Source organism: Streptomyces sp. NPDC031210, assembly GCF_055570395.1.
Window position 1 is genome coordinate 139,645 of the sequence record NZ_JBVIHH010000001.1, and the last position, 22,639, is coordinate 162,283.

Genomic DNA, 22,639 nt, shown 5'->3' on the forward strand with positions numbered 1-22,639 from the left:
GTTTCCTTGACGGAGGCTCGTGTGCCCGGCCTCCCCGCAGGCAAACCCCCCGGCAGTGGGCGGCACCTCTCTTTTCGGTACGCCGGTGCCGGGTATACGAGGCCGGGACAGCGCGCGACGGCGACATATGACGGGGTGACGGACATGCACCGCCCAAAAGGGGAGGAAGACCCTGAAGACCACTTGGGGGAGTGGGTCTTCCGGCCGCGGCAGGCCGCCGACGCACGCCACGCCGCCGCGGAGTTCCTCTCCCGGATCAGCCCGCCGGCGTCCTCGGAGACGACCCAGAAGCTGCTGCTGGTCGTCTCCGAGCTCGTCACCAACGCCCTGCGGTACGCGGGCGAGGTCACCGCCCTGCGTCTGACCGTCGAGGAGGGCGTCGTACGGGTGGCCGTCGAGGATCCCAGCGCCGTCCGCCCGCAGCCGCGGCCGCCCGACATGAGCGGCCGCAACGGCGGCTTCGGCTGGTCGATGGTCCAGCACCTGGCCCGTACGGTCACCGTCCGGTCGCGCCCGCACGGCGGCAAGACGGTCGTCGCCGACCTCGTGCGCTGACCGGCGGACGCGGCACGCGCCGGCCGGCGCCCGACGGCGTACCGGCCGTCCTCAGTCCTTCCCGCGGGCCCGCAGGAAGCGGGCGAGCCCGTCGGCGAGGCCGATCAGCGGCTCCGGGTAGGCGTAACGGGCGCGTTCCCGGCCCAGGAGCCGCCACGGTTCGTGCACCACCGGCCCTTCGAGCCCGCGCAGTTCGGGCACCCAGCGGCGGACGTAGCTGCCGTCGGGATCGAACCGCCTGCCCTGGAGCACGGGGTTGAGGACCCGGTTCGGCCGGGTGTCGGTGCCGGTGCCGGCGACCCACTGCCAGTTCAACTGGTTGTTGGCGAGATCGCCGTCGACCAGCAGGTCGAGGAAGTGCCGCGCGCCGATCCGCACTTGGTGGTGGAAGTCGCGCCGGCACAACTGCCGCAGGAAGGCGTCGGCGCCCGGGCCGCCCACCGCCCCCGCCCGATGGCGGAGTTCGGTGGGGGAGAGGGTGCCGAAGTGCAGGTGCGGGGGCAGCCGGGACGTCGCGTCACCCGCGAGGTCGTCGTGCCGCTCCGCGTAGCCGGCCAGGCCCCGGCGCGTCCACGCCGCCAGCCGCTCCCGGCCCTCGTCCTCACCGCCGGCGGCCAGCCCCGGGACCGTCCCGCGCACCTCCGCGCGCGAGGGGACCGGCTCCGACCGCACGTGGTCCGGGACGCGCACGGCCCGCGGGGCGGCCAGCGGGGTGCGCGGCCGGGCCCGTAGCCAGTGTTTGAGGTACGGCGTGAACACCGCGAAGTGGTCCGAGGCGGCGGGGGCGACGGCGCCGGGCGGCACCACGGTGATGACCCCGTCGTGCACGTGCAGTTGGCGGCTGTCGGCCGCCAACGCCGCGCGCAGCCGCTCCTCCCTGTGCTGCGCGTAGGCGCTGACACCGGCCGCCACGTGCACCTCGCCCGCCTCCGCCTCCGCGGCCACCCGGCACACCTGTGCCACCACGTCGCCGGACCGTATGACGAGCCGGCCGCCGCGCCGGCGCAGCCCCGCGTCGAGAGCGGTCAGGCAGTCGGCGAGAAACGCCGCGCAGTGGAGGGTGGTCGTGCAGCCGCAGGTCGGAGGTGAACAGGACGACGCAGACGGTCATGGCGGTTCCCGGGGCGTATGGGGCGCGGCGGTCACGGCAGGGGGCGGGCCGCGGTGCGGGCGATGTTGCGGGCCATTCCGCCGAAGACGAGGGCGTGGAACGGCGAGACGCTCCACCAGTACAGGTGGCCGAGGAGCCCGTGCGGGTGGAACAGGGCCCGCTGCCGGTAGCGGGTGCGGCCGCGGTCGTCCCGCTCGGCGCGCATCTCCAGCCAGGCCAGGCCCGGCAGCCGCATCTCGGCGCGCAGCCGCAGCAGGCTGCCCGGTTCGATCTCCTCCACCCGCCAGAAGTCGAGCGAGTCCCCGGTCCGCAGGCGCTGGGCGTCCCGGCGGCCCCGGCGCAGCCCGACCCCGCCGACGAGCCGGTCCAGCAGGCCGCGCGCCGCCCAGGCGAGCGGGAAGGAGTACCAGCCGTTCTCGCCGCCGATGCCCTCGATGACCCGCCACAGGGCGTCCGGGGAGGCGTCGACCGCCCGCTCCCGCCGGTCGGTGTAGAGGCTGCCGCCGGCCCAGTCGGGGTCGGTGGGCAGCGGATCGCTGGGCGCGCCCGGCACCGCGGCCGACGACCAGCGGGTGGTGACGTTCGCCTCCCGCACCCGCTGGAGGGCGAGCGAGAGGGCGGTGGCGAAGGCGATCGGGCGTCCGGGCAGGTCGGGCACGTACCGCGCGATGTCGTGTTCCCGGCACACGACCTCGTGGCGCAGCGATTCGGCCAGCGGCCGGGCGAGGGCGTGCGGTACGGGGGTGACCAGGCCGACCCAGTGGCTGGACAGCCGGGGCGTCAGCACCGGAACGGGCAGGATCAGCCGCCTCGGCAGCCCGGAGACCTCCGCGTACCGCCGCATCATGTCCCGGTAGGTGACGACATCGGGTCCGCCGATGTCGAAGGCGCGGTTGACCTCCGGCGGCATCCGCGCGCTGCCGACGAGATACCGCAGGACGTCGCGGACGGCGATCGGCTGGATGCGGGTACGGACCCAGCTCGGGGTGACCATCACCGGCAGCCGCTCGGTGAGGTAGCGCAGCATCTCGAAGGACGCCGAGCCGGAGCCGATGATGACCGCCGCCCGCAGGACGGTGGCCGGCACGCCGGACTCCAGCAGGATGCGGCCCACTTCGGCGCGGGAGCGCAGGTGCGGTGACAGATCGCGCGCGTCGGCGCCCGCCGGGGTGAGGCCGCCGAGGTAGACGATGCGCCGTACGCCGGCCGCGCGGGCCTCCTCGGCGAAGACCCGGGCGGCGGTGCGGTCGGTCTCCTCGAAGCCGGAGCCGGTGCCGAGGGCGTGCACCAGGTAGTAGGCGACGTCGATGCCCCGCATCGCCGCCGCGACGGACTCCGCGTCGGTGACATCGCCGCGTACCACCTCCGCCCGCCCGGCCCACGGGTGGTCGCGCAACTTGGCCGGCGACCGGGCCAGGCACCGCACCCGGTAGCCGGCGTCCAGCAGCTCGGGCACCAGGCGGCCGCCGATGTACCCGGTCGCGCCGGTCACCAGGCAGCGCGGCCCCGCCGCCGGGTCCTCGCCCGTCACGCGCCGTCCTCGCCTGTCATACCGCGTCCTCACCGGTCGTGGTGCCGCCGCCCGGGGACGGCGCGCTGCGTCTCCACCTTGCCCCGCCGGGACCGCGTCCGCGCGTCGCCGGGCCGCGTCCGCCCCGGCCGCGCCGCCCGTACCCGGCCGGCTCTTCCCGGGCGGGGCGGCCACCGCCCGGCCGTGGTGCCCGGGGGCGGCTCAGGACACGGCCGCCGACCGGGTCAGCCGGCCGGGTGGTCCGGGCGGGGGCCCGCCGGGGCCCGTGCGTCGGAGCGGGTGCCGCTGTCGTTGAAGATGACGTGGGTGTCGGCGGAGGCGCCGGACAGGACGAGCAGGCCGATGACGCAGACCACGGCGACGATGAGTCCCACCAGGGCGGCGATGACGGCCCGGCGGCGGCGTTCGCGGCGCCGCCACTGCGCCTGCTCCCTGCGGTAGGCCTCCGACGCGTCGTCGGGGACCGCCGCCGCGAGGTTCTCCAGCCCGTGCCGCAGCCAGTCCTCCGTCTCCGTAGTCACCGGACGGCTCCTTTCATCTCTCTCGACAGCTTTGCCATCCCCCGTGCGGTGTGTGATTTGACGGCGCCGACGGATATCCCCATCGTGTCGGCGATCTCGTTTTCCTTCAGGTCGAGCCAGTACTTCAGCACCAGTGCCTGACGCTGACGCGCGGTCAATTGGCCCAGCGCATGGACGAGTTCGCGCTGGTCGTCCTGCGACAGGACCTGCTGTTCGGCCGAGCGGACGTGTTCGTCGACCTCCTGGTAGGTGTGCCGGCGGGCGACCCTGAGGTGGCGGATGCGCATCCGGGTCAGGTTGCAGACGATGGACCGCAGGTAGCCGGCCGCGGCCTCGGGCGTCTCCAACTTCGCCCATCTACGGTGCAGTTGGTAGAACGCCTCGGAGACGACGTCCTCGGCGTCCCCGTCGGCGCCGAGCAGCACGGCGAGCCGCAGCAGCCGCGCGTAGTGCTGGTCGAAGAGGTGGGCGATGGCCACCTCACGGTCGGCGTCGCGCAGGTCGAGGGTGACCTCCGCGAGGGCGGGCGTCGGGCCGGCGGGTGCCGGCTCGATATCGTGCGGCGGCTGCGGGGGCGTACCGCGCGAGTGCCCGGCCGGGGGGACCGTCACGGTGTGGGTGTCGGCGGGGCGTCTCGGCAGGAACGACTTCATGGCGGGCCTCGTTCAGTCGACGATGAAGGTGTACTTGGAACCGCGGCGGGCCGGCGGACGGCCGCCGGCGGTGGCATCCGGGCCGCGGGGCGTGCCGAGCCGGTCCAGGAGCGGGGTCAGCGCGGCGGCGACGATCAGGTTCACCACGAGTGCGGTGAGGGCGACGTAGACGGGGGCGTGGAAGCCGCCGATGCCGATGTCCACGACGGAGGAGAAGCCGTGCAGCCCGGTCAGGGCGGTGCCGCACGCCATGCCCAGGGCCCAGCCGGCCAGCAGGGCGCGGTGGTGGAACCATCGGGTGAACAGCGACACCGCCACGGCCGGGAGCGTCTGCAAAATCCATACGCCGCCCAGCAGATGGAGGTTGACCGCGTCCTGGGGGCGCAGCAGCAGGGCGAAGGCGAACGCGCCGGCCATGAGGGCCAGCGAGGTGCCGCGCGCGACCTTGACCTCGTGCTTGGGCGTGGCCGTGGGGTTGAGGTATTCGCTGTAGACGTTGCGGACGACGAGGGTGGCCATGCTGATGGCCATGACGGCCGCGGGCAGCAGCGCGGCCACGGCGAGCGCGCCGAACAGCGTCCCGGCGAGCCAGTCGGGCGCCAGGGAGCGGATCAGTCGGGGCACCGCGAGTTCGGCGTGGCCGCGTGAGGTGCGGACCCCGGAGGCCAGGGCGGCGATGCCCAGGAACGCCGACAGTCCCAGGGACATGCTCCACACGGGCAGGAAGGTGGTGGCGGCGCGCAGGGTCTGCTTGCCGCGGCCGGCCATGGCGACCGTCAGGATCTGCGGGTACATGAGCTGCGCGAGCGCCGACCCGAGGGCGAGGGTGGCGTAGGCGGTGAAGCCCTGGGGCGGTACGTCCAGGCTCAGGCCCTGGCGGCTCAGCCGGCGTTCGGCCGCCGCGAACACCCCGCCGGGGCTGTCCACTTGGGTGACGACCAGGGTGATGACGAGCAGCAGGGTGACGCCGACCAGCAGCGCCTTGAGCGGTGCGACCCGGGCGCAGGCGCGCAGTCCGCCGGTGTGCGTCACCCACGCGAAGAAGGTGAAGACCAGCAGGAGTGCGGCGCCGCCGAGGACGCTGTGCGAGGGGATGCCCATGGTGCTCAGGAGGGCGGCCATGCCGACGACCTGGAGCGCCATGTACGGCATGGTCGCGAGGATTCCGGTCAGGGCGACGGCCAGGGCGAGCGCGTGCGAGCCGTGCCGGGCCTTGACGAAGTCGCCGGCGGTGATCAGGCCGTGCCGGGCGGCGACGTGCCGCAGCCGGGGCAGCAGCACCATGATCAGCGGGGACAGCAGAGTGGTGTAGACGAGGGCGTAGAGCGCGAGTCCGCCGGTGCCGAACATCAGTCCGGGTACGGCGATATAGGTGTAGGCCGTGTAGATCGTGCCGCCCAGGAGCAGCGTGGTGGACGCCGTGCCGAGCCGCCGGCCGGCGAGGGACCAGCCGGCCGGGTGCGGCAGTTCGTCGACGCTCGCGTTCCGCGCGCCCCCGCGCACCGCGACCAGCGCCGCGCCGCAGATGACAAGCGTGAACGGAACAAGAATCACGCTGTTGATGGCTCCCCCTTAGGTCCGGGGGCCGGCCGAGCGGTCGCGCATGCCGGCGTCCGCGCCGGTGACGCGCGGAAACCCAACCTCCCCCGTTATTCCGCTATGCGGAATAATTATTCCATGTCGTGGTACCTTATGGGCCGCCCGAGGGGCCGTCAAGACACCCCTCCTCGTGGAGGCGCCGGGTTGAATCGCCGCCAAACGCCATGTGACGCAGGTCACTTGAAGGGTTTCGGTGCGGACGTAAACCGACCGGGAAACCCGCGCAACTAGAGAGTCGGAAGCATTCAAGAACGGCGGAGTTCCCGCCTCGGCATTCCCGCTTCCGTGACACCCGGTCACGTCCGCACATTCGCCTGCCACACGTAGAGAGACGGTGCATCATGGCGCTCCAGTTGCCCTCGGGACATCAGCCCCGCTATTCCGATTTCGACCTCGTCGGGCTCTCGGACGAGACCATGCGGGAAGGCGGCGAACGCGCCCTCTTCGGCGCCGATGACGACCGCAAGCTGGAACTCATCGAGGCGCTCGCCGAAGCCGGAATCCGCGATATCGACCTCGGCTCCGGCCTGACCGAACCGGCCTTCCTGCGGCGGGTGCTGGACTCTCAGCTCCTGCTGAACCGCATTCCCGCCGACACCCAGATCGTCTTCAACCTGACGCTGAAGACCTGGGAGCCGCTGACCGAGGTGCTCAAGACCGTGCCCCGCGAGTACCTCTCGCGCATCCAGGTCAGCCTCGGCATGGTCGAGCACCAGCAGGAACACCGGCTCCTGGAGCGCGTCCACGAGAAGCTGAGCGCCATCGGCGTCGGCTCCTTCCGCTCCAGCATCCTCAACGCCTTCTCGCACGAGATCGACGACGAGCGCTACGAGTTCATCAACACCCAGATCCAGCGCTGCCGGGCCCTGGGCATCGACCTCATGCGGATCAACGACTCCATCGGGACGCTGCTGCCGCACGCCACCGCGGTACTCGCCGCCAACCTCGTGCGCGACAACCCCGGCATGAACTTCTACCTGCACGCCCACGACGACATCGGCCTGGGCCTGGCCAACTCCCTGACCTCCGTCTTCCACGGCTTCACCATGGTCGAGGGCGGCGTCGGCGGCTTCGGCAACCGCGCCGGACTGGCCAACGTCGAGGTGATGGCGCACATCTTCGCCGAGCGCGGCATCACCGTCGGCGGCCGCACCCTCGACGCCAAGAAGCTCTCCCGGGTCGCCTCCCTCGCGGAGGAGGTCTTCATGGTGCTGCCGAACGTCTACCGCCCGATCAGCGGCCTGCTCACCGAGACCGAGAACGCCGGCATCGTCAACGTCCCCGACTACCTCGGCGTCAGCCGCGAGGTCGAATACTTCCTCAACCCGATCGGCCTCTTCCCGCAGACCGTCGGCCAGATCCTCGCCAACGCCGGACTGCCCGCCGACCTCGCCGCCGACCAGGACTTCGTCACCGAGGTCAGCGACCGGCTCCAGGACCGTATGGAGAACGAGCTCTATCCGCGCAAGCGCGCTCAGTTCCAGGAACTGCTCCAGCGGGTCCACGACTTCTACGCCGACTTCGTCCGGCTGGAAGACGTGCAGCAGACCGCGCTGCGCGTACTCCAGGACCCGTCCGTGGCCGCGGTGGCGAATGACAGCCGCGCCAAGGCCGTAAGCGCACTCCAGGGCTGATCACATGCAACTCGGCGTCATCCTGAACGCGATCGTCCCGCTGTTCGCAGTGGTCGGGCTCGGATACGCGGCCAGCGGATTCAAGGTATTCCAGGGAAACACCGCACAGGCGATCAATGATTTCGTCTTCTATATCGCCCTGCCGGCGCTGCTCTTCTCGGCGGTCGCCTCGGCCGATATCTCCGCGGGAATTCCCTGGCAGTTCTTCGCCGTGGCCCTGTTGTCCATCCTGATCTCCTACGCGGTGGGCATGGCCGGCGCCCGCACCCTCTTCCGGCGGGACCGCGAAGTCGGGCTGACGATGGGACTGATGGCGGGCTACGGCAACGTCGCCTACATGGGAGTCCCGCTGCTGATGGCGGCACTGGGCCCCCGGGCGGCGCTGCCGGCCGCCATCGGCCAACTGGTCCACAACATGTTCAACATGGTCTGCTACCCGGCCGCGCACACCGTCATGGTCGCGCGCCGCTCCGGTCCCGGAGCGATGCACACCGTCGAGCGCGGCCCCGGCCTGCGCCGGGAAATCGGCAAGAAGGTCCTGCTCAACCCGGTGGCCCTGTCGGTCGCCGCGGGCCTGGTCTTCGCGCTGTGCGGCATCGGCCTGCCCGGACCGGTCGACCAGACGATCGACCTGCTCGGCGGCGCGGCCGCACCCGGCGCCCTCTTCGCCGTCGGCCTGACGCTGCGCAAGGCGGTGGCCGGCATGCGGGACGGATCGGTGGGCATGACCGAGGTCGGCTTCGTCGTCGCCGTCAAGGTCCTGCTGATGCCGCTCGTCGCCTACGCGCTGGTGACCTGGGTGTTCGGCATGCCCCCGGTGTGGGCGGCGGCCTCCGTCATCCTGGCGGGACTGCCCAACGCGGCCACCGCCTACGTCCTGGCCCAACAGGCCCGTACGTACACCCAGCAGGCCGCCGCGGCGGTCGTCGTCTCCACCGTCCTCGCCGCCGTGACCCTGTCGGCGCTGATCGCGCTGGTGAAACCATGAGCGTCGACGGCCTCTCGGGGGCCACGGCCAGGACGGCGACGAGCAGGACACCGGCGACCGGCGGGGGCGAGCGCCCTCGCCGGCCCGCCGGACGCGGACTCCCCGCGTCACTGCCGCTGCTGGGGCCCGCGTTCGTGGCCGCGGTGGCCTACGTCGACCCCGGCAACGTCGCCACCAACACCACCGCCGGCGGCCGCTACCACTACCTGCTGGTTTGGGTCGTGGTGGGCGCCAACCTCGCGGCGATGCTCGTGCAGTACCTCGCCGCCAAGGTCACCATCGCCAGCGGCGCCACACTGCCGGAACTGTGCCGCCGCCGCTTCCGCCGCCCCGTGGCCCACGGGCTGTGGCTCCAGGCGGAGCTGGTCGCCATCGCCACCGACCTCGCCGAACTCATCGGCGGAGCGGTCGCCCTGAACCTGCTGTTCCAGATGCCGCTGGTGACCGGCGCCGCGCTGACCGGCGTGGTCTCCTGGCTGGTGCTCGCCGTGGCGCACCGCCGCGGCCACCGCCTCTTCGAGGGGGTGATCGCGGGCCTGCTGGTGGTCGTCATGGCCGGGTTCGGCTACAGCGCCCTGGTCGCCGGCGCCGACCCGGGCGGCGTACTCACCGGGCTCACGCCCCGCCTCGCCGACCGCGACAGCCTGGCGCTGGCCGTCGGCATCCTCGGCGCCACCGTGATGCCGCATGCCATCCCGCTGCACGGCGCCCTGATCCGGGCCCGTAACGGCGACCTGACCGGGCAGCCGGAACGCCGGCGCGCCCTGCTCGCGGCGGGCCGGCTGGACATCGCCGTGGCCATGGGCCTCGCCGCGCTGGTCAACCTGGCGATCCTGGTGGCGGCCGCCGCGGCCCTCACCCCCGCCCGGTCCGGCTCACTGGAAGCCGCCCACGACGGTTTCGGCCGCGCGCTGGGCGCCCCCGCCGCGCTGCTGTTCGCCCTGGGACTGCTCGCCTCCGGCTTCGCCTCCTCCGCCGTGGGCACCTACGCCGGTTCGGTCGTCTTCGAGGGCCACTTCGGCAAGAACACCTCCGTCGTCCTGCGCCGCGCGATCACCCTCGTGCCGGCCCTGGTCATCCTCGCCTCGGGAGTCGAACCGGGCCGTGCCCTGGTGCTGTCACAGATCGTGCTCAGCTTCGGAATCCCCTTCGCCCTGTGGCCACTTGTGGCCTTCACCCGCGACAAGCACCTCATGGGCGCGCTGGTCAACCGCCGGGCCACCACGGTCGCCGCCGCCCTGACGGCCGCCGCCATCACCCTGGTCAACGCCGTCCTGCTCGCCGTCCACCTCCTCTGACCCACCCCGAGTCCGCCACCGTTCACGGCCCGGCACCCCGCCCGGCCCTAGGGAAGAAGCACCTGTGGTTACGTCGCCCGAATCCGGCGGGAGCAGCACCGTGCCCGCCGAGCGCAGTGGCTGGAACTACCTCCTGATCGTTCCCGTCGTCGCGCCCCTTTTGACCTTCGCCTTCAACTCCGACCAGCCCCGGCTGCTGGACTTCCCGCTCTTCTACTGGCTACAACTCGCCTTCGGCGCACTGAGCATGGCCGTCACCACGCTGGTGTACCTGATGACCAGGAGCCGGCCATGAGCGGGCACACCACCGAACTCCTGGTCTTCACCGGGCTGTTCCTCCTCGTCACCCTCCTGGGCTTCGGCGCCTCCCGGTGGCGCCGCGCCGAGCGGCCGGGCAGCCTCGACGAATGGGGGCTGGGCGGCCGCAGCTTCGGCGCCTGGATCACCTGGTTCCTGATCGGCGGCGACCTCTACACCGCCTACACGCTCGTCGCGGTCCCCGCCCTGCTGTTCGGCGCCGGCGCCATGGGCTTCTTCGCCCTGCCCTACACCGTGATCATCTACCCGATGGTCTTCCTCGTCGTGGTCCGGCTCTGGTCCGTCTCCCAGCGCCACGGGCTCGTCACACCCGCCGACTTCGTCCGGGTCCGCCACGACTCACGGATCCTGGCCCTGCTGGTCGCCGTCACCGGCATCGTCGCGACCATGCCCTACATCGCGCTGCAACTCGTCGGGATCGAAGCGGTGCTGCGCACCATGGGCGTCACCGGCCACTGGCCGATCACCGTCGCCTTCGCCGTCCTGGCCGCCTACACCTACCACTCGGGACTGCGCGCCCCCGCCCTGATCGCCTTCGTCAAGGACGTGCTGACCTACCTGGTCGTCATCGTGGCGGTCGTCTACATCCCCGCGAAGATCGGCGGCTGGGGGCACATCTTCGACACCGCCGCCGCCAAGTTCGAGGCGAGCCCCGCCAAGGGCGACGGGCTGCTGCTCAACTCCGGCAACCAGGTGCAGTACATGACCCTGGCACTCGGTTCGGCGCTGGCGCTCTTCCTCTACCCGCACATGGTCACCGGGCTGCTCGCCTCCCGCGACCGCGGCACGATCAAGAAGAACATGGCGTCGCTGCCCGTCTACAGCCTGCTCCTCGGACTGATCGCACTCCTGGGCTTCATGGCGATCGCCGCCGGCATCACTCCGCTGACCGGGGAGAACGGCAAACCCAACGCCAACACCGTCGTGCCGCTGCTGTTCGACCACGCCTTCCCCGACTGGTTCGCCGGCGTCGCCTACGCCGCCATCGGCATCGGCGCCCTGGTCCCCGCCGCCATCATGTCGATCGCGGCCGGCAACCTGTTCACCCGCAACATCTACCGCGAGTTCCTGAGGCCCACGGCCACACCGGCCGACGAGGCACGCGTCTCCAAGATCGCCTCACTGCTGGTCAAGGGCGGCGCCGTCCTGGTGATCCTCTTCCTGGACCCCCAGTTCTCCGTCGACCTCCAGCTCATCGGCGGCGTCCTGATCCTCCAGACGCTGCCCGCCGTCGGCCTCGGCCTCTACACCCGGTGGTTCCACCGCTACGGTCTCATCGCCGGCCTGATCGCCGGCCTGCTCACCGGACTCGCCCTGCTCTACAGCATCGCCGACCCCGCCACCGGCAAGGCCCACTTCGCCGGATCCGCCTTCCCGCTGGCCCAACTGGGCCTGGACACACCGGTCACCGTCTACGCCGGCCTCATCGCCGTCCTCGTCAACCTGGCCGTGGCCGCACCGGTCACCGTGCTGTGCCGCGCCCTGAAACTCGCCCCCGGCACCGACGGCACCCGCACCGAGGACTACTTCTCCGACAGGACCGCACCCGCCGGGCCGACCGGCGAAGCCGAACCGGATGACGCGCCCGGCCGGACCGGACCGTCCGCGCCACCGCCGGGCCCGCCGCGCCACCCCGTCCCCGAGAAGCAACCCGGCTGAAGGGCGGTGCCGTGACCGGCCCCGAGCGGCGCGCGCTGCGCCGACTGCGCCGCGTGCTCGCCTTCTACCTGGCGATCGGCTGCCTGGGCGTGGCCGTCGAGCTGCGCTCCGGCGGCCGGCCCGGCGTCTGGGGGCCGCTCTGCGTCGCCGTGACCGCGACCGGGCTGCTCCTGCTGCCCCGCCCTCCGGCCACCACCCGGCGCACCCCGCCCCCGGCCGCCGGCCCGCATCCCGCCACCACCGACGAATCCGACCGAAGGAACTGAGAGCCATGGGCGCGTTTGCGCAAGCCAGCACGTCGCCGACCGCGTCGTACGTCCCCCCGCGCGCGGGCGACGCGGGCGTGCACCGCCTCGTCGCACAACGGGTGCGGCAGTACCCCGACGCCTGCGCCGTACGCGACCGGGCGGGCCACTCGCTGACCTACGGCGAACTGTGGAGCCGCGCCGGATGGCTGGCCTCGGCGCTGGCCGGCCAGGGCATCGCCCCGGGGGACGTCGTCGTCACCGACCTCGACCGCGGCATCGACCTGACCGTGGCCCTCCTGGGCATCGCCCGGGCCGGCGCCGCCTACCTGCCGCTCGACGCGCACGCCCCCGACGCCCGGACCGCCGCCGTCGTCGCGGACGCCGGGGCCCGCGTCGTCGTCACCGACCCGGGCGACGCCCGCCGCGCCCGCCGGCTCGACGCGGCGCCCCACCTCACCCGGATCACCGTCCCCCGGCGCGACCCGGGCACCGACCGCGTCCCGAACGTGCCGGTGGACGACGACCACCCGCTGTACGTCGGATACACCTCCGGCTCGACCGGCGCGCCCAAGGGCGTCGTCGTCCCGCACCGCGGGGTGCGCCGACTGGTCACCGACGCCACGTTCTGCGCCATCGGGCCCGGCGACCGGGTCGGGCACGCCGCCAACCCGGCCTTCGACGCGACCACCTTCGAGATCTGGGGCGCCCTGACCGCCGGCGCCACCCTCGTCGTGCTGCCGTCGGTCGCCGAACTCGCCCTGGAGCGCTGGGCGGAGCTGCTCCGCGAGGAGCGCCTGACCACCCTGTTCCTGACCACCTCGCTGTTCCACATGGTCGCCCGGGCTCGCCCCGACGCCCTGGGCACCCTGCGCGATCTCGTCGTCGGCGGCGAGCAACTGGAGATCGGCGCGGTCCGGGCGGTGCTGGCGGCCGGCCCGCCCGGCCGGCTCGTCAACGGCTACGGCCCGACGGAGACGACGGTGTTCGCCACCTCCTTCGACTGCACCGACGCCTCCCTCGCCGGCCGCGACCGGATCCCCATCGGGCGGCCGATCCAGCAGACCCGCGTGTACGTCGTCGACGAAGCGCTGCGGCCCGTGCCGCCGGGGCGGACCGGCGAACTGTGCGTCGCCGGCCCCGGCGTCGCCACCGGCTACCTGGGGCAGCCCGAACGCACCGCCCGCTCCTTCGTCCCGGAGCCCGGCACCGGCGCGCCGATGTACCGCACCGGCGACCTGGTGCGGGAACTGCCGGACGGCGAGCTGGAACTTCTCGGCCGCGCGGACCGGCAGGTCAAACTGCGCGGATTCCGCGTCGAGCTGGAGGAGATCGAGCGGGCCGCGGTGGCCACCGGCCGCACCGCGGCGGCCTTCGTGGCCAAACTGGGCGAGGGCCCCGCGGCGCGGCTCGCCGGCGCCTTCCTCGCCCCCGCGGATCCGGGCCCCGACCCGGCCGGCGCCCTCACCGAGGCGCTGGCCCAGGTGCTGCCCGCCTACCTGCTCCCGACCCACTGGACGGTGCTGGACACGCTGCCGCTGCACTCCACCGGCAAGGCCGACCGCCGGCGGATCGAGGCCCTGATGACGGCGGGCCCGGCGCCGGCCGAGGGCTCCGCCGCCGACGCGCCCGCCGGTCAGCCGTCCGCCGCCGACGCGCCGCCGGCCGCCGCCGACCCGCTGACCGCCGCCGTCGCCGGCATCTGGGCCGAGGTCCTGGCCACCCCCGCCGTCGCCCCCGCCACCGACTTCCTCGCCCTCGGCGGCAACTCCATCCTGGCCACCCAGGCCGCCTCCCGGGTGCGCCGACTGCTCGGCGTCGACATCGAACCGGCCGACGTGCTGCTCGCCGCCGGCATCGAGGAACTGGCCGACCGCATCCGCGTCCTGGAGCCGGTCCTGCCGTGAGCATCCCCCTCTCCCCGCACCCCGTCCGACGACCGAGGAAGGCATGATGGCGCAGCTCCCGGCCCCGCCCCTGATCCGCCAGGCGGCCACCGTCGCACCCCTGTCCTGCGCGCAGGAGCGGCTGTGGTTCATCGACGCCGCCGCGCCCGGCTCGGCCGTCTACAACGTGCCGCTGCTGACCCGGTGGCACGAACCGATCGACGTCCCCGCGCTCCGCCGCGCCCTGACCGCCGTCGTCACCCGCCACGAGGTCCTGCGCACCACCTACGGCCTGCGCGAGGGCCGTCCGGTCCAGTACGTGCGGCCGCCCCGGCCGGTGACCGTCGAGGTCCTCGCGGGCCCGCCCACCGACACCGCCCTCGCCCGGCACGCCCGCGCGCCCTTCGACCTCGCGGCGGCGCCCCCGCTGCGCTGCGTGGTGTGGCGGGACGGCGCCGCCGGTGACGCCATGCTCCTGGTCGTCCACCACATCGCGGTCGACGGCTGGTCCCTCACGCCGCTGTACGAGGACCTGGCCGCGGCCTACGAGCAGGCGCTGACCGGCGACCGACCGCGGCTTCCCGACCCCGACGTGCAGTACGCCGACTTCGCCCGCTGGGACCGCGAGATCGCCGCCCACCCCGCCCTGCGCGAACGGGTCGCCGAGCGCGTCGCGCGGCTGCTGCCCGTCCCCGGCGACCTGGCCCTGGGCTCCCCGCCGGCCCGCCGGGCGGTGCCCGAGGGCGAACGCCGCGGCGACCAGCACGTGCGCCACCTGCCCGCCGAACTGGGCGGCGCCGTCGACCGGTTCGCCGCCCGGATCCGCGCCACACCCTTCGTCGTGCTGTTCGCCGCCTTCCAAGCGGTGGTGCAGCGCTGGAGCGGCCAGGAGGAGTTCCTGCTCGGCACCGTCGCCGCCAACCGCCCGCACCCGGCCGTCGAAAACCTCGTCGGCTTCTTCGTCAACACCGTCCCGCTGCACTGCCGGCCCGACCCCCGCCGCACCTTCGCGGACCTGTGCGCCGACGTCCGCGGCGAGTCCTTCCGCGCCCTGTCCCACCAGCGGCTGCCCTTCGAGCAACTGACGGCGCTGGCCGGCGCCGAACGGCCGAGGGAGGAAGGGCCGCTGGTCAGCGTGGGTTTCGTCCTCCAGAACATGCCGGCGCCCCGACTCGGGGAGCGACCGCGGTGGGCACCGCCCCAACTGCTGCCCACCGGCACGGCGAAACTCGACGTCACGCTGGTGCTGGAGTACGTCCCCGGCGGCATCCGCGCCACCGTCGAATACGACAGCGACCGCTACACCCCGCACCAGGCGCGGCTGCTCGCCGAGAACGTCGAGGTGCTGCTCGCGGCGGCACTCGCCGACCCGGAGGCCGCGCTCCGCGACCTGCCGCTCACCCGCCGGCCCGCCGGCCGGCCGCCCGCCACGGTCCTGCGCGGAGCGGACCGGGACCTGGTGGCGGAGTACCGACAACGGCTCACCGCGGCGGCGCCCGCGGGAGCGGGACAGGGAGAGCGCGCATGACCACCACGACGTACCGGCGGGCGACGCACGACACGCCGCCGGCCGCGCCCACGGTCACGGACCTGCTCCAGGAACGGTTCGCCGTCATGGACCGGCGGGCCACCGCGGTCACCTGCGCGGGCGACGACCTGGCGTGGGGGGAGCTGGACCGCTGGTCGCGGGCGGTGGCGCACACCCTGCGGGCGCTCGGCGCGGGCCCGGGCACGTACGTCCCGGTACTGTGCGCCCGGGGCGGGGCGCTGGTGGCGGGCTGGCTCGGCGCGCTGCGCGCCGGCGCGGCCTACGTACCGCTGGCGATGGACACCCCCGCCGCCCGCATCGCCTTCATCCTCCGCGAGACCGAGGCGTCCTGGGCACTGGTGGACGCCGAGGGCGCCGCGCTGCTGCGCGGCCTGGACACCGGCGTCAAGCCCGTCCCGCTGGAGGAGATCCGCGCGCTCGCGGACGGGCGGGCACCGCTGCCGCGGCCCGCCGTGGCCGGGGACGATCCGGCCGTGGTCATCTACACCTCGGGCACCACCGGCCGCCCCAAGGGCGTGCTGGTGCCGCACCGCGGCCTGCTCAACACCGCCCTGTGGTGGGCCGACGACTGCGGCCTCGGCCCGTCCGACCGGCTGCTGCTGACCGCGGGCACCGCCTTCGACCCGGCCACCTTCAACGTCTTCCAGACGCTGCTGGCCGGCGCCACCCTCGTCCTCGCCGACGACGTCGAACGCCGCGATCCGCCCGCCCTGCTCCGACTCGTACGCGGCCCGCGCGGCGCGACCGTGGCCGGTTCCGTCACGCCCAGCCTGCTGCACGCCGTGCTGGACGCCGACACCGGCGCCCCGACCACGCTCCGGGTCGTCTACTGCGGCGGCGAGGCGCTGCCCCGCCGCCTGGCCGCCGACTGCGCGCGCCGCTGGCAGAGCGAGGTCCGCAACGTCTACGGGCCCACCGAAGCCTCCTGCAACAGCACCAGCGCCGTCATCGAACCGGACGACGACCGGGCCCCGGCCATCGGCCGGCCGCTCCCCAACACCCGGGCCTACGTGCTGGGTCCGCACGGCGAGGAACTGCCGCCGTCCGTACCGGGCGAGCTGTACGTCGCCGGCACCGGCGTCGCCCTGGGCTACCTCGGCCGTCCCGACCGCACCGCCGAGGCGTTCCTGCCCGACCTGTACGCCGCGCACGAGGGCGCCCTGATGTACCGCACGGGCGACCGGGCCGTGCTCCGGCCCGACGGCCAACTGGAGTACCTCGGCCGTGCCGACGACCAGGTCAAGATCCTCGGCAACCGGATCGAACCGAACGAGGTCCGCCGGCTGATCGAGGAGAACCCCGCCGTCGCCCAGGCCGCCGTGCAGGCCACCGGCTCCCCGGCCCGGCTGCTCGCCTACGTCGAACCCGCCGACGAAGGCGGGGAGTTGACACACGAGGCGGTCGTCCGGCCGCTGCTGCGCTGGCTGCCCGCGGCCGTCCTGCCCGCCGAGGTGTACGCCGTCGCCTCGCTCCCGCGCACCTCCAACGACAAGACCGACTTCGCCGCCCTGGCCGCCCTGCGCGGCCGCCCCCTGCCCCGCGGCGAGGAAAAGCCCGCGGCCCTCACCCCCCGCCAGCTCCGGGTGGCCGCCCTCATGACCGAGCTCCTGGACGCCACGCGCGAGGGCGGCAGCCGCGTACACCCCGCCGAACTCGGCCCCGACGCCGACTTCTTCACCCTCGGTGGCCACTCACTCCTCGCCGTGCGGCTGCTGGCCGCCGCCGAGCGCGACGGGGGAGTGGCCGTGCCCCTGCGCACCTTCCTCGCCGACCCCACGGTCGGCGGCCTGGCCGCCGCTCTCGAAGCAGGCACCGCCGACGCCCGTACGGAGAGCGCCTCCCACGACGGCGACAGCCCCGCCACCGGCCCCCTCCCGGTGACCCCGGTCCAGCAGCGGCTGTGGTTCATGGACCGGATCCCGGGGCTGCGCGCGGCCTATCTCGCCCCCAGCGTCGTCGCGATCGACGGGCCGGCCGACCGCGCCGCGCTGCGCGAGGCGTTCGCCCGGGTCCTGGCCCGCCACCCCGGCCTGCGCTCGCGCTTCACCCTCGACGCCAGGGCCCGGCGCGTCGTCCACACCACCGACGGCCCCCCGCCCGAGGTCGTCCTCCTCGACGCCACCGGCTGGAGCCGGGAGCGGCTGACCGAGCATCTGATCCGGGCCTGCTGGGCGCCGTTCGACCTGGCACGGCAGGCGCCCGCCCGGGGCGAGGTCATCGCCGTGGACCGGGAGCGCACCCTGCTGGTCTACGGAGTGCACCACCTCGTCACCGACGGCTGGTCACTGCGCCTGGTCATGGACGAACTCGCCGACCACTACCGCGCCCGGCTCCGGGGCGAGAATCCCGACCCGCCGCCCGCGCCCCGCCCCCACACCCGCCCGCCGGCCCAGGACGGCGACGGCCTTCAGGACCTGCTGGCGGCCCTGCGCGGCGCGCCCACCGACATCGACCTGCCACGCGACCGCCCCCGGCCGGCCGTGCAAGCGGTGGCGGCCGGCACCCGCGAGGTCCGCCTGACGGGCGAACACACTGCCCAGTTGCGGCAGATCACCGGCGAACTGGGCTGCACGACCTTCATGACCACCGCGGCGCTGCTCGCCGCCGCCCTCGCCCGCCACGGCACCCAGCGCGACTTCCTGTTCGCCTTCCCCTGGGCCGGCCGCGACCGGGCCGCCGACGGCGACACGGTCGGCATGTTCGTCAACACCCTCCTCATCCGGGTCGATCTGACCGGCGCGCCGAGCTGGCGCACCCTCCTGGACCGGGTCCGCCGGTCCGCGATGACCGCCTACCGGCACGCCGACGCCCCGTTCGACGCGGTGGCCGCCGACCTCCACCCCGGCCGGGACCTCAGCCGGCCCGCCGTGACACCGGTGTACGTCGACGCCGTCGACGAGCCGCCCCGCCCGCCCGCCCTCGGCCCCGGCCTGACCACGCGCTATCTGACCCCGCCCGGCCTGAAGCTCAAGTACGAGCTGGAGCTGACCGCCCTCGGCGGCTCCGACCGCCTGACCTACTCCCTGGCGTACGCCACCGCCCTCTTCGACGCCACCACAGCCGACGCGCTGCTGGCCGGGCTGGCCGACGCCGCGACCGCTCTCACCCACGATGTGGAGGCCCCCGTGCTCACCGACGCACAGCCCGCCCCGAACCCGACCGACCGCACCGCCGCGCCTCTTCCGGCCGACCCGACCGAGCAGGTCGCCGCGGCCTGGCGGGAGGTGCTGGACGTCGACGCGGTCGCCCACGACGTCAACTTCTTCGACGCGGGCGGCGACTCCCTGCTGCTGATCGTCCTGCTGGAGCAGCTTTCCGCCCTGACCGACCGGGAGCTGGAGGCGGCCGACCTGTTCCAGCACAGCACGATCCTCGCCCAGGCCGCACTGCTCACCGGCCAGGCGCCCGCCGCGGCGGCCGGGACGGGCCGTCCCGAGGAGCCGTCCGCGGGCCGGGGCCGGCTGCTCGGCCGGGCCCGGCGCGCCACGGACACAACGGAGAACGGCACATGAGCGACGACACCGCCATAGCCGTCGTCGGGATCGGCTGCCGCTTTCCCGACGCGCGCACCCCCCAGGAGTTCTGGGCCAACATCGCCGCCGGCCGGGTCTCCTTCCGCGCCCTGGACCCCGCGGCGCTCCGGGCCGCCGGCCTGCCCGGGACGACGCTCGCCGACCCCGACTACGTCACCACGGCCGCCGTCCTGGACGGCGCCGAGGAGTTCGCCGCCGAGTTCTTCGGCTACTCGCCCACCGAGGCCGAAGCCACCGACCCGCAGCAGCGGCTGTTCCTGGAGGTGTGCTGGGAGGCCCTGGAAGCGGCCGGCCATGCCCCCACGGGCGGCCCCCTGGTCACCGGCGTCTTCGCGGGCGGCAGCGCCAGCACCTACATGGCGGCCCTCCAAGTGGCCCGCGCCCGGGCGGACGGGGTGCTGGGCGCGGTCGACGACATCGCGCTGCACCTGGGCGGCCTGGGCGACTTCCTGCCGTCCCGGGTGGCGTACAAACTGGGCCTGCGCGGGCCGTCCGTCGGCGTGCAGACCGCCTGCTCGTCCTCCCTGACGGCCGTGCACTACGCCGTCCTCAGCCTGCTGTCCGGCGAATGCGACCTGGCGCTCGCCGGGGGAGCCGCGGTCAACGAACCGGTGCTCGGCTACCGCCACCACGCCGGCGGACTCGCCTCCAAGGACGGCCACTGCCGCCCGTTCGACGCCCGCTCCACCGGCACCTCCTTCAGCTCCGGCGTCGGCGTGGTGGCCCTGCGCCGGCTGGCCGACGCCCTCCAGGACGGCGACCCCGTCCTCGCCGTCCTGCACGGCTCCGCGGTCGGCAACGACGGCTCCGACCGCTCGGGCTTCACCGCCCCCAGCCCCTCCGGACTCGCCGACGTGGTCGCCACCGCGCTGGAGGTCGCCGGTGTCACCGGCGCACAGTTGCGCTACGTCGAGGCGCACGGCTCCGGTACGCCGCTCGGCGACCAGATCGAGCTGCGCGGACTGACCGAGGGCCTGCGGCCCGCGCCCGGCCGTACCGGCTACTGCGGGCTCGGCTCGGTCAAGGCCAACATCGGGCACTGCGGGCCCGCCGCCGGCATCGCGGGTCTGATCAAGGCGGTCGCGGTGGCCCGCACCGGCGAACTGCCGCCGCACCCCGGCTTCGAGCGGCCGCGCAGCCCCGGCGTGCTCGCCGACAGCCCGTTCCGGATCTCCGCCGAGCCCGGCCGCACCACCGACGCCGAACGCTACGTCCTGGTCAACTCCATGGGCCTGGGCGGCACCAACGCGAGCGTCGTGCTCGGCCCGCCACCGCCGCCCGTCCGGCCCGCCGCGCCGCCCCGCGACCGGACCCGCCTGGTGCTCTCCGCCAGGACCGACGAGGAACTCGACGCGCTCGCCGCCCGACTGGCGGCCGAGTTCGAGCGGGGCGCGGTGGACGCGGCGGACGCCGCCCACACCCTGCGGGTCGGCCGGGCCGCCTTCGCCCGCCGCCGCGTGGTCACCGCCCCCGCCGACCGCCTCGCCACCGCCCTGCGCCGCCCCGCCCCGGCCACGCCGCCACCCGTACGCGGGGCCCGCCTGGTCCTCCCGGAAGAGGAACCACCGCCGCCGCCCGCCCTTCTGGAGCGGCTGCGTGCCGCCTTCCGCGGACGGACCGAGACCACCACGGCCGGCGGGGACGACGGCGCCACCGACCGCTTCCGGATCCTGCTCGGTCCCGGCGCCGACGAGCCCGGCCGCTACGCGCTGGACCCGCGCGGGCTCGACGCGTCCGAGGTCGCCGAGCGGGTCGAGGAGGCGGTCACCGCCGCCTGGCTGCACGGCGCCGACGTGGACTGGCAGGTCCTGGCCGAGGGCCGGGGCCGCCGGGTGCCGCTGCCCACCTACCCGTTCACCCGCCGCCGCTACTGGGCACTGGACCGGCTGCCGCCCCTGGCCGCGCCCGCCGCCGCACCGGCGCCCGCGCCCGCACCGGCGCCCGCGCCCGCACCCGCCCCGCGCGAGGCCGCGCCCCCGGCGGGCCCGGGCCCGCGCGAGGAGATCGAGGCCGACCTGCTGGAGGTGTGGCGCAACCTGTTCGGCGTCCCCACCCTCGGCCCGGACGACGAATTCGGGGCCCTGGGCGGCGAATCGCTGACGGCCATGCGCGTCGAGGCCGCCGTACAGCGCCGCCACGGCGTCGCGGTCAACGTCTTCCGGGCCGGCGGCGGCCAGGCCACCGTCCGCCGGATGGCGGAGATCGTCCACACCATGAAGCGGCGGGCGGCGCCGACCGCCCCGGACGAGACCGCCGCCGCCGCGCCGCCGGCCGAGCCGACCGAGACGGATCTGATCGACGCCGATCTGCGCCTGCCGCTGGGCCGGTTGGCCGCCAAGGGGCCGGGCCGGGGCTCCGACACGCTGCTGGTGGCCGGTTCCGGGCCGCTGGACACCTTCCTGCTGCACGAGCTGCTCGAAGCCACCGGCGACCGGGTGTACTGCGTCCTGCCGGTGCCCGACGAGGACAGCGGACGCGAGCGCCTGCGGGCCGCCGCGTCCGCGCTGGGACTTCCCCCGCCCGACCCGGCGCGGGCCTGCGCCGTCCCCGGCGCGCGCGCCGACCTCGGCACACTGTGCGCGCACCACCGCGACGGCGAACTCGCCGAACGCATCGGCCGGGTCGTCCTCACCGCGCCCCGGCCCGGCGGCTCCGAGACCTACCGCGACCTGCGCGGATCGACCGTGCTGCCGCTGGCCGGCCTGCTGGGCTGGATGCGCGCGCACGGCATCGACGACATCGGCTTCCTGGCCCCGCTGTCCGCCTGCGGCACCGCCCTCGGCGGCGACACCCTCCCCGAGGAGCGCCGTCAGCCGCTGGACGACTCACGCGGCGGCGCCGCCACCGCCACCTGGGTCGGCGAGCGGCTGCTGGAGCGGGCCGAGGAGGACGGGATGCGGGTACGCGTCTTCCGCACCGGCCTGCTCCTGGGCGCGACCACCACCGGCGCCTGCGATCCCGCCGAGCCGCTGTGGCAGTTGCTGGCCGGCGCGCTGGCGACCGGCGGCCACCCCCGGGACGACCGGGCGGTGGCCGTGGCGCCGGTCGACCTCGTCGCCCGCTCCGTCGCCGCACTCCTCTCCGCCCCCGGGTCGGTCGGTCGCGCCTACCACCTCGTCGGCGCGCGCACCCACACCGTGGCGGAACTGTGCGCCCTGCTCACCACGACGGGAGCGGGCAACCGGCCCGTCCCGCTGCGGCACTGGCAGCGGGCGGTGGCCCTGCGGGCCCTGGAGACGGACAACCCCGCCCTCGACCCGTTCGCCCCCAAGCGGCTCGACACCCTCGGCGGCGCCCGGCCCGAGGCCCGGGCCTGGCAGCCCTGGCTCGACCGGCACGGCCTCGACCCCGCACCGACCGGCGAGCGCCTGCGCCGCGCCCTGGCCTTCGCCGCCGACCGCGACCCGGCCTACGCCGAGCTGCTGGGCCGCGACCCGGCCCACGCCGAGCTGCTGGGCCGCGACCCGGCCCACGCCGAGTTGCTGAGGCGCGACCCGGCCCACGCCGAGCTGCGGGGCCCCGTCGCCGGCTGAGCCCCGCCCGGCGCGGACGACACCCA

Annotated in this window: 15 protein-coding genes and 1 pseudogene; 11 read left to right on the top strand and 5 right to left on the bottom strand. The window is 74.5% G+C overall.

What is annotated here, in order from left to right; all coding sequences use genetic code 11:
• Positions 1 to 144: 144 nt before the first annotated feature.
• Complete coding sequence (locus ACZ45Z_RS00680) at positions 145 to 555, top strand: ATP-binding protein (protein WP_468353988.1); 411 nt, start codon at positions 145 to 147, stop codon at positions 553 to 555.
• A gap of 51 nt (positions 556 to 606) precedes the next feature.
• Here the strand turns inward: ACZ45Z_RS00680 and ACZ45Z_RS00685 are convergent.
• The 5 genes and pseudogenes from ACZ45Z_RS00685 to ACZ45Z_RS00705 form a co-directional block, all read right to left on the bottom strand.
• Positions 607 to 1,666, bottom strand: a pseudogene (locus ACZ45Z_RS00685) (FAD-binding domain-containing protein).
• A gap of 31 nt (positions 1,667 to 1,697) precedes the next feature.
• Complete coding sequence (locus ACZ45Z_RS00690; protein ID WP_468353990.1) at positions 1,698 to 3,197, bottom strand: SDR family oxidoreductase; 1,500 nt, start codon at positions 3,195 to 3,197, stop codon at positions 1,698 to 1,700.
• Between the two features lie 224 nt (positions 3,198 to 3,421).
• Positions 3,422 to 3,718 carry a hypothetical protein gene (locus ACZ45Z_RS00695; protein ID WP_468353992.1) on the bottom strand — a complete coding sequence of 99 codons (297 nt, stop codon included), beginning with the start codon at positions 3,716 to 3,718 and terminating at the stop codon, positions 3,422 to 3,424.
• The gene (locus ACZ45Z_RS00700) at positions 3,715 to 4,371 is read right to left on the bottom strand and encodes an RNA polymerase sigma factor (protein ID WP_468353994.1); all 657 of its coding nucleotides are present in this window, start codon (positions 4,369 to 4,371) and stop codon (positions 3,715 to 3,717) included. Before ACZ45Z_RS00700 ends, ACZ45Z_RS00695 begins: the two co-directional genes overlap by 4 nt.
• Before the next feature lie 12 nt (positions 4,372 to 4,383).
• Complete coding sequence (locus ACZ45Z_RS00705) at positions 4,384 to 5,925, bottom strand: sodium:solute symporter family protein (protein ID WP_468353996.1); 1,542 nt, start codon at positions 5,923 to 5,925, stop codon at positions 4,384 to 4,386.
• A gap of 386 nt (positions 5,926 to 6,311) precedes the next feature.
• Between ACZ45Z_RS00705 and ACZ45Z_RS00710 the strand changes: the two genes are divergently transcribed.
• The 10 genes from ACZ45Z_RS00710 (at position 6,312) to ACZ45Z_RS00755 (ending at position 22,613) form a co-directional block, all read left to right on the top strand.
• On the top strand, positions 6,312 to 7,604 hold the full coding sequence (locus ACZ45Z_RS00710; protein WP_468353998.1) for a hypothetical protein: 1,293 nt from the start codon (positions 6,312 to 6,314) through the stop codon (positions 7,602 to 7,604).
• Positions 7,605 to 7,608: 4 nt separating this feature from the next.
• Entirely contained in the window at positions 7,609 to 8,592 is a 984-nt protein-coding gene (locus tag ACZ45Z_RS00715) for an AEC family transporter (protein ID WP_468354000.1), read from the top strand.
• A complete protein-coding gene (locus ACZ45Z_RS00720; RefSeq protein WP_468354002.1) occupies positions 8,589 to 9,890 on the top strand; it encodes an Nramp family divalent metal transporter in 1,302 nt (433 codons plus the stop codon). Before ACZ45Z_RS00715 ends, ACZ45Z_RS00720 begins: the two co-directional genes overlap by 4 nt.
• Before the next feature lie 64 nt (positions 9,891 to 9,954).
• Positions 9,955 to 10,185 (top strand): DUF3311 domain-containing protein, encoded by a 231-nt coding sequence (locus ACZ45Z_RS00725; protein WP_468354004.1) that lies wholly within the window; start codon positions 9,955 to 9,957, stop codon positions 10,183 to 10,185.
• On the top strand, positions 10,182 to 11,867 hold the full coding sequence (gene mctP, locus ACZ45Z_RS00730) for a monocarboxylate uptake permease MctP (RefSeq protein WP_468354006.1): 1,686 nt from the start codon (positions 10,182 to 10,184) through the stop codon (positions 11,865 to 11,867). The genes ACZ45Z_RS00725 and mctP overlap by 4 nt, the downstream gene beginning before the upstream one ends.
• Positions 11,868 to 11,878: 11 nt before the next feature.
• Positions 11,879 to 12,133: a hypothetical protein gene (locus ACZ45Z_RS00735; RefSeq protein WP_468354008.1), complete on the top strand. Its 255-nt coding sequence runs from the start codon at positions 11,879 to 11,881 to the stop codon at positions 12,131 to 12,133.
• 5 nt (positions 12,134 to 12,138) lie between these two features.
• Entirely contained in the window at positions 12,139 to 14,019 is a 1,881-nt protein-coding gene (locus ACZ45Z_RS00740) for a non-ribosomal peptide synthetase (RefSeq protein ID WP_468354010.1), read from the top strand.
• Positions 14,020 to 14,065: 46 nt separating this feature from the next.
• Entirely contained in the window at positions 14,066 to 15,526 is a 1,461-nt protein-coding gene (locus ACZ45Z_RS00745) for a condensation domain-containing protein (protein ID WP_468354012.1), read from the top strand.
• Entirely contained in the window at positions 15,523 to 19,059 is a 3,537-nt protein-coding gene (locus ACZ45Z_RS00750) for an amino acid adenylation domain-containing protein (protein ID WP_468354014.1), read from the top strand. Before ACZ45Z_RS00745 ends, ACZ45Z_RS00750 begins: the two co-directional genes overlap by 4 nt.
• On the top strand, positions 19,056 to 22,613 hold the full coding sequence (locus ACZ45Z_RS00755) for a beta-ketoacyl synthase N-terminal-like domain-containing protein (protein WP_468354016.1): 3,558 nt from the start codon (positions 19,056 to 19,058) through the stop codon (positions 22,611 to 22,613). Before ACZ45Z_RS00750 ends, ACZ45Z_RS00755 begins: the two co-directional genes overlap by 4 nt.
• Positions 22,614 to 22,639: the final 26 nt, after the last annotated feature.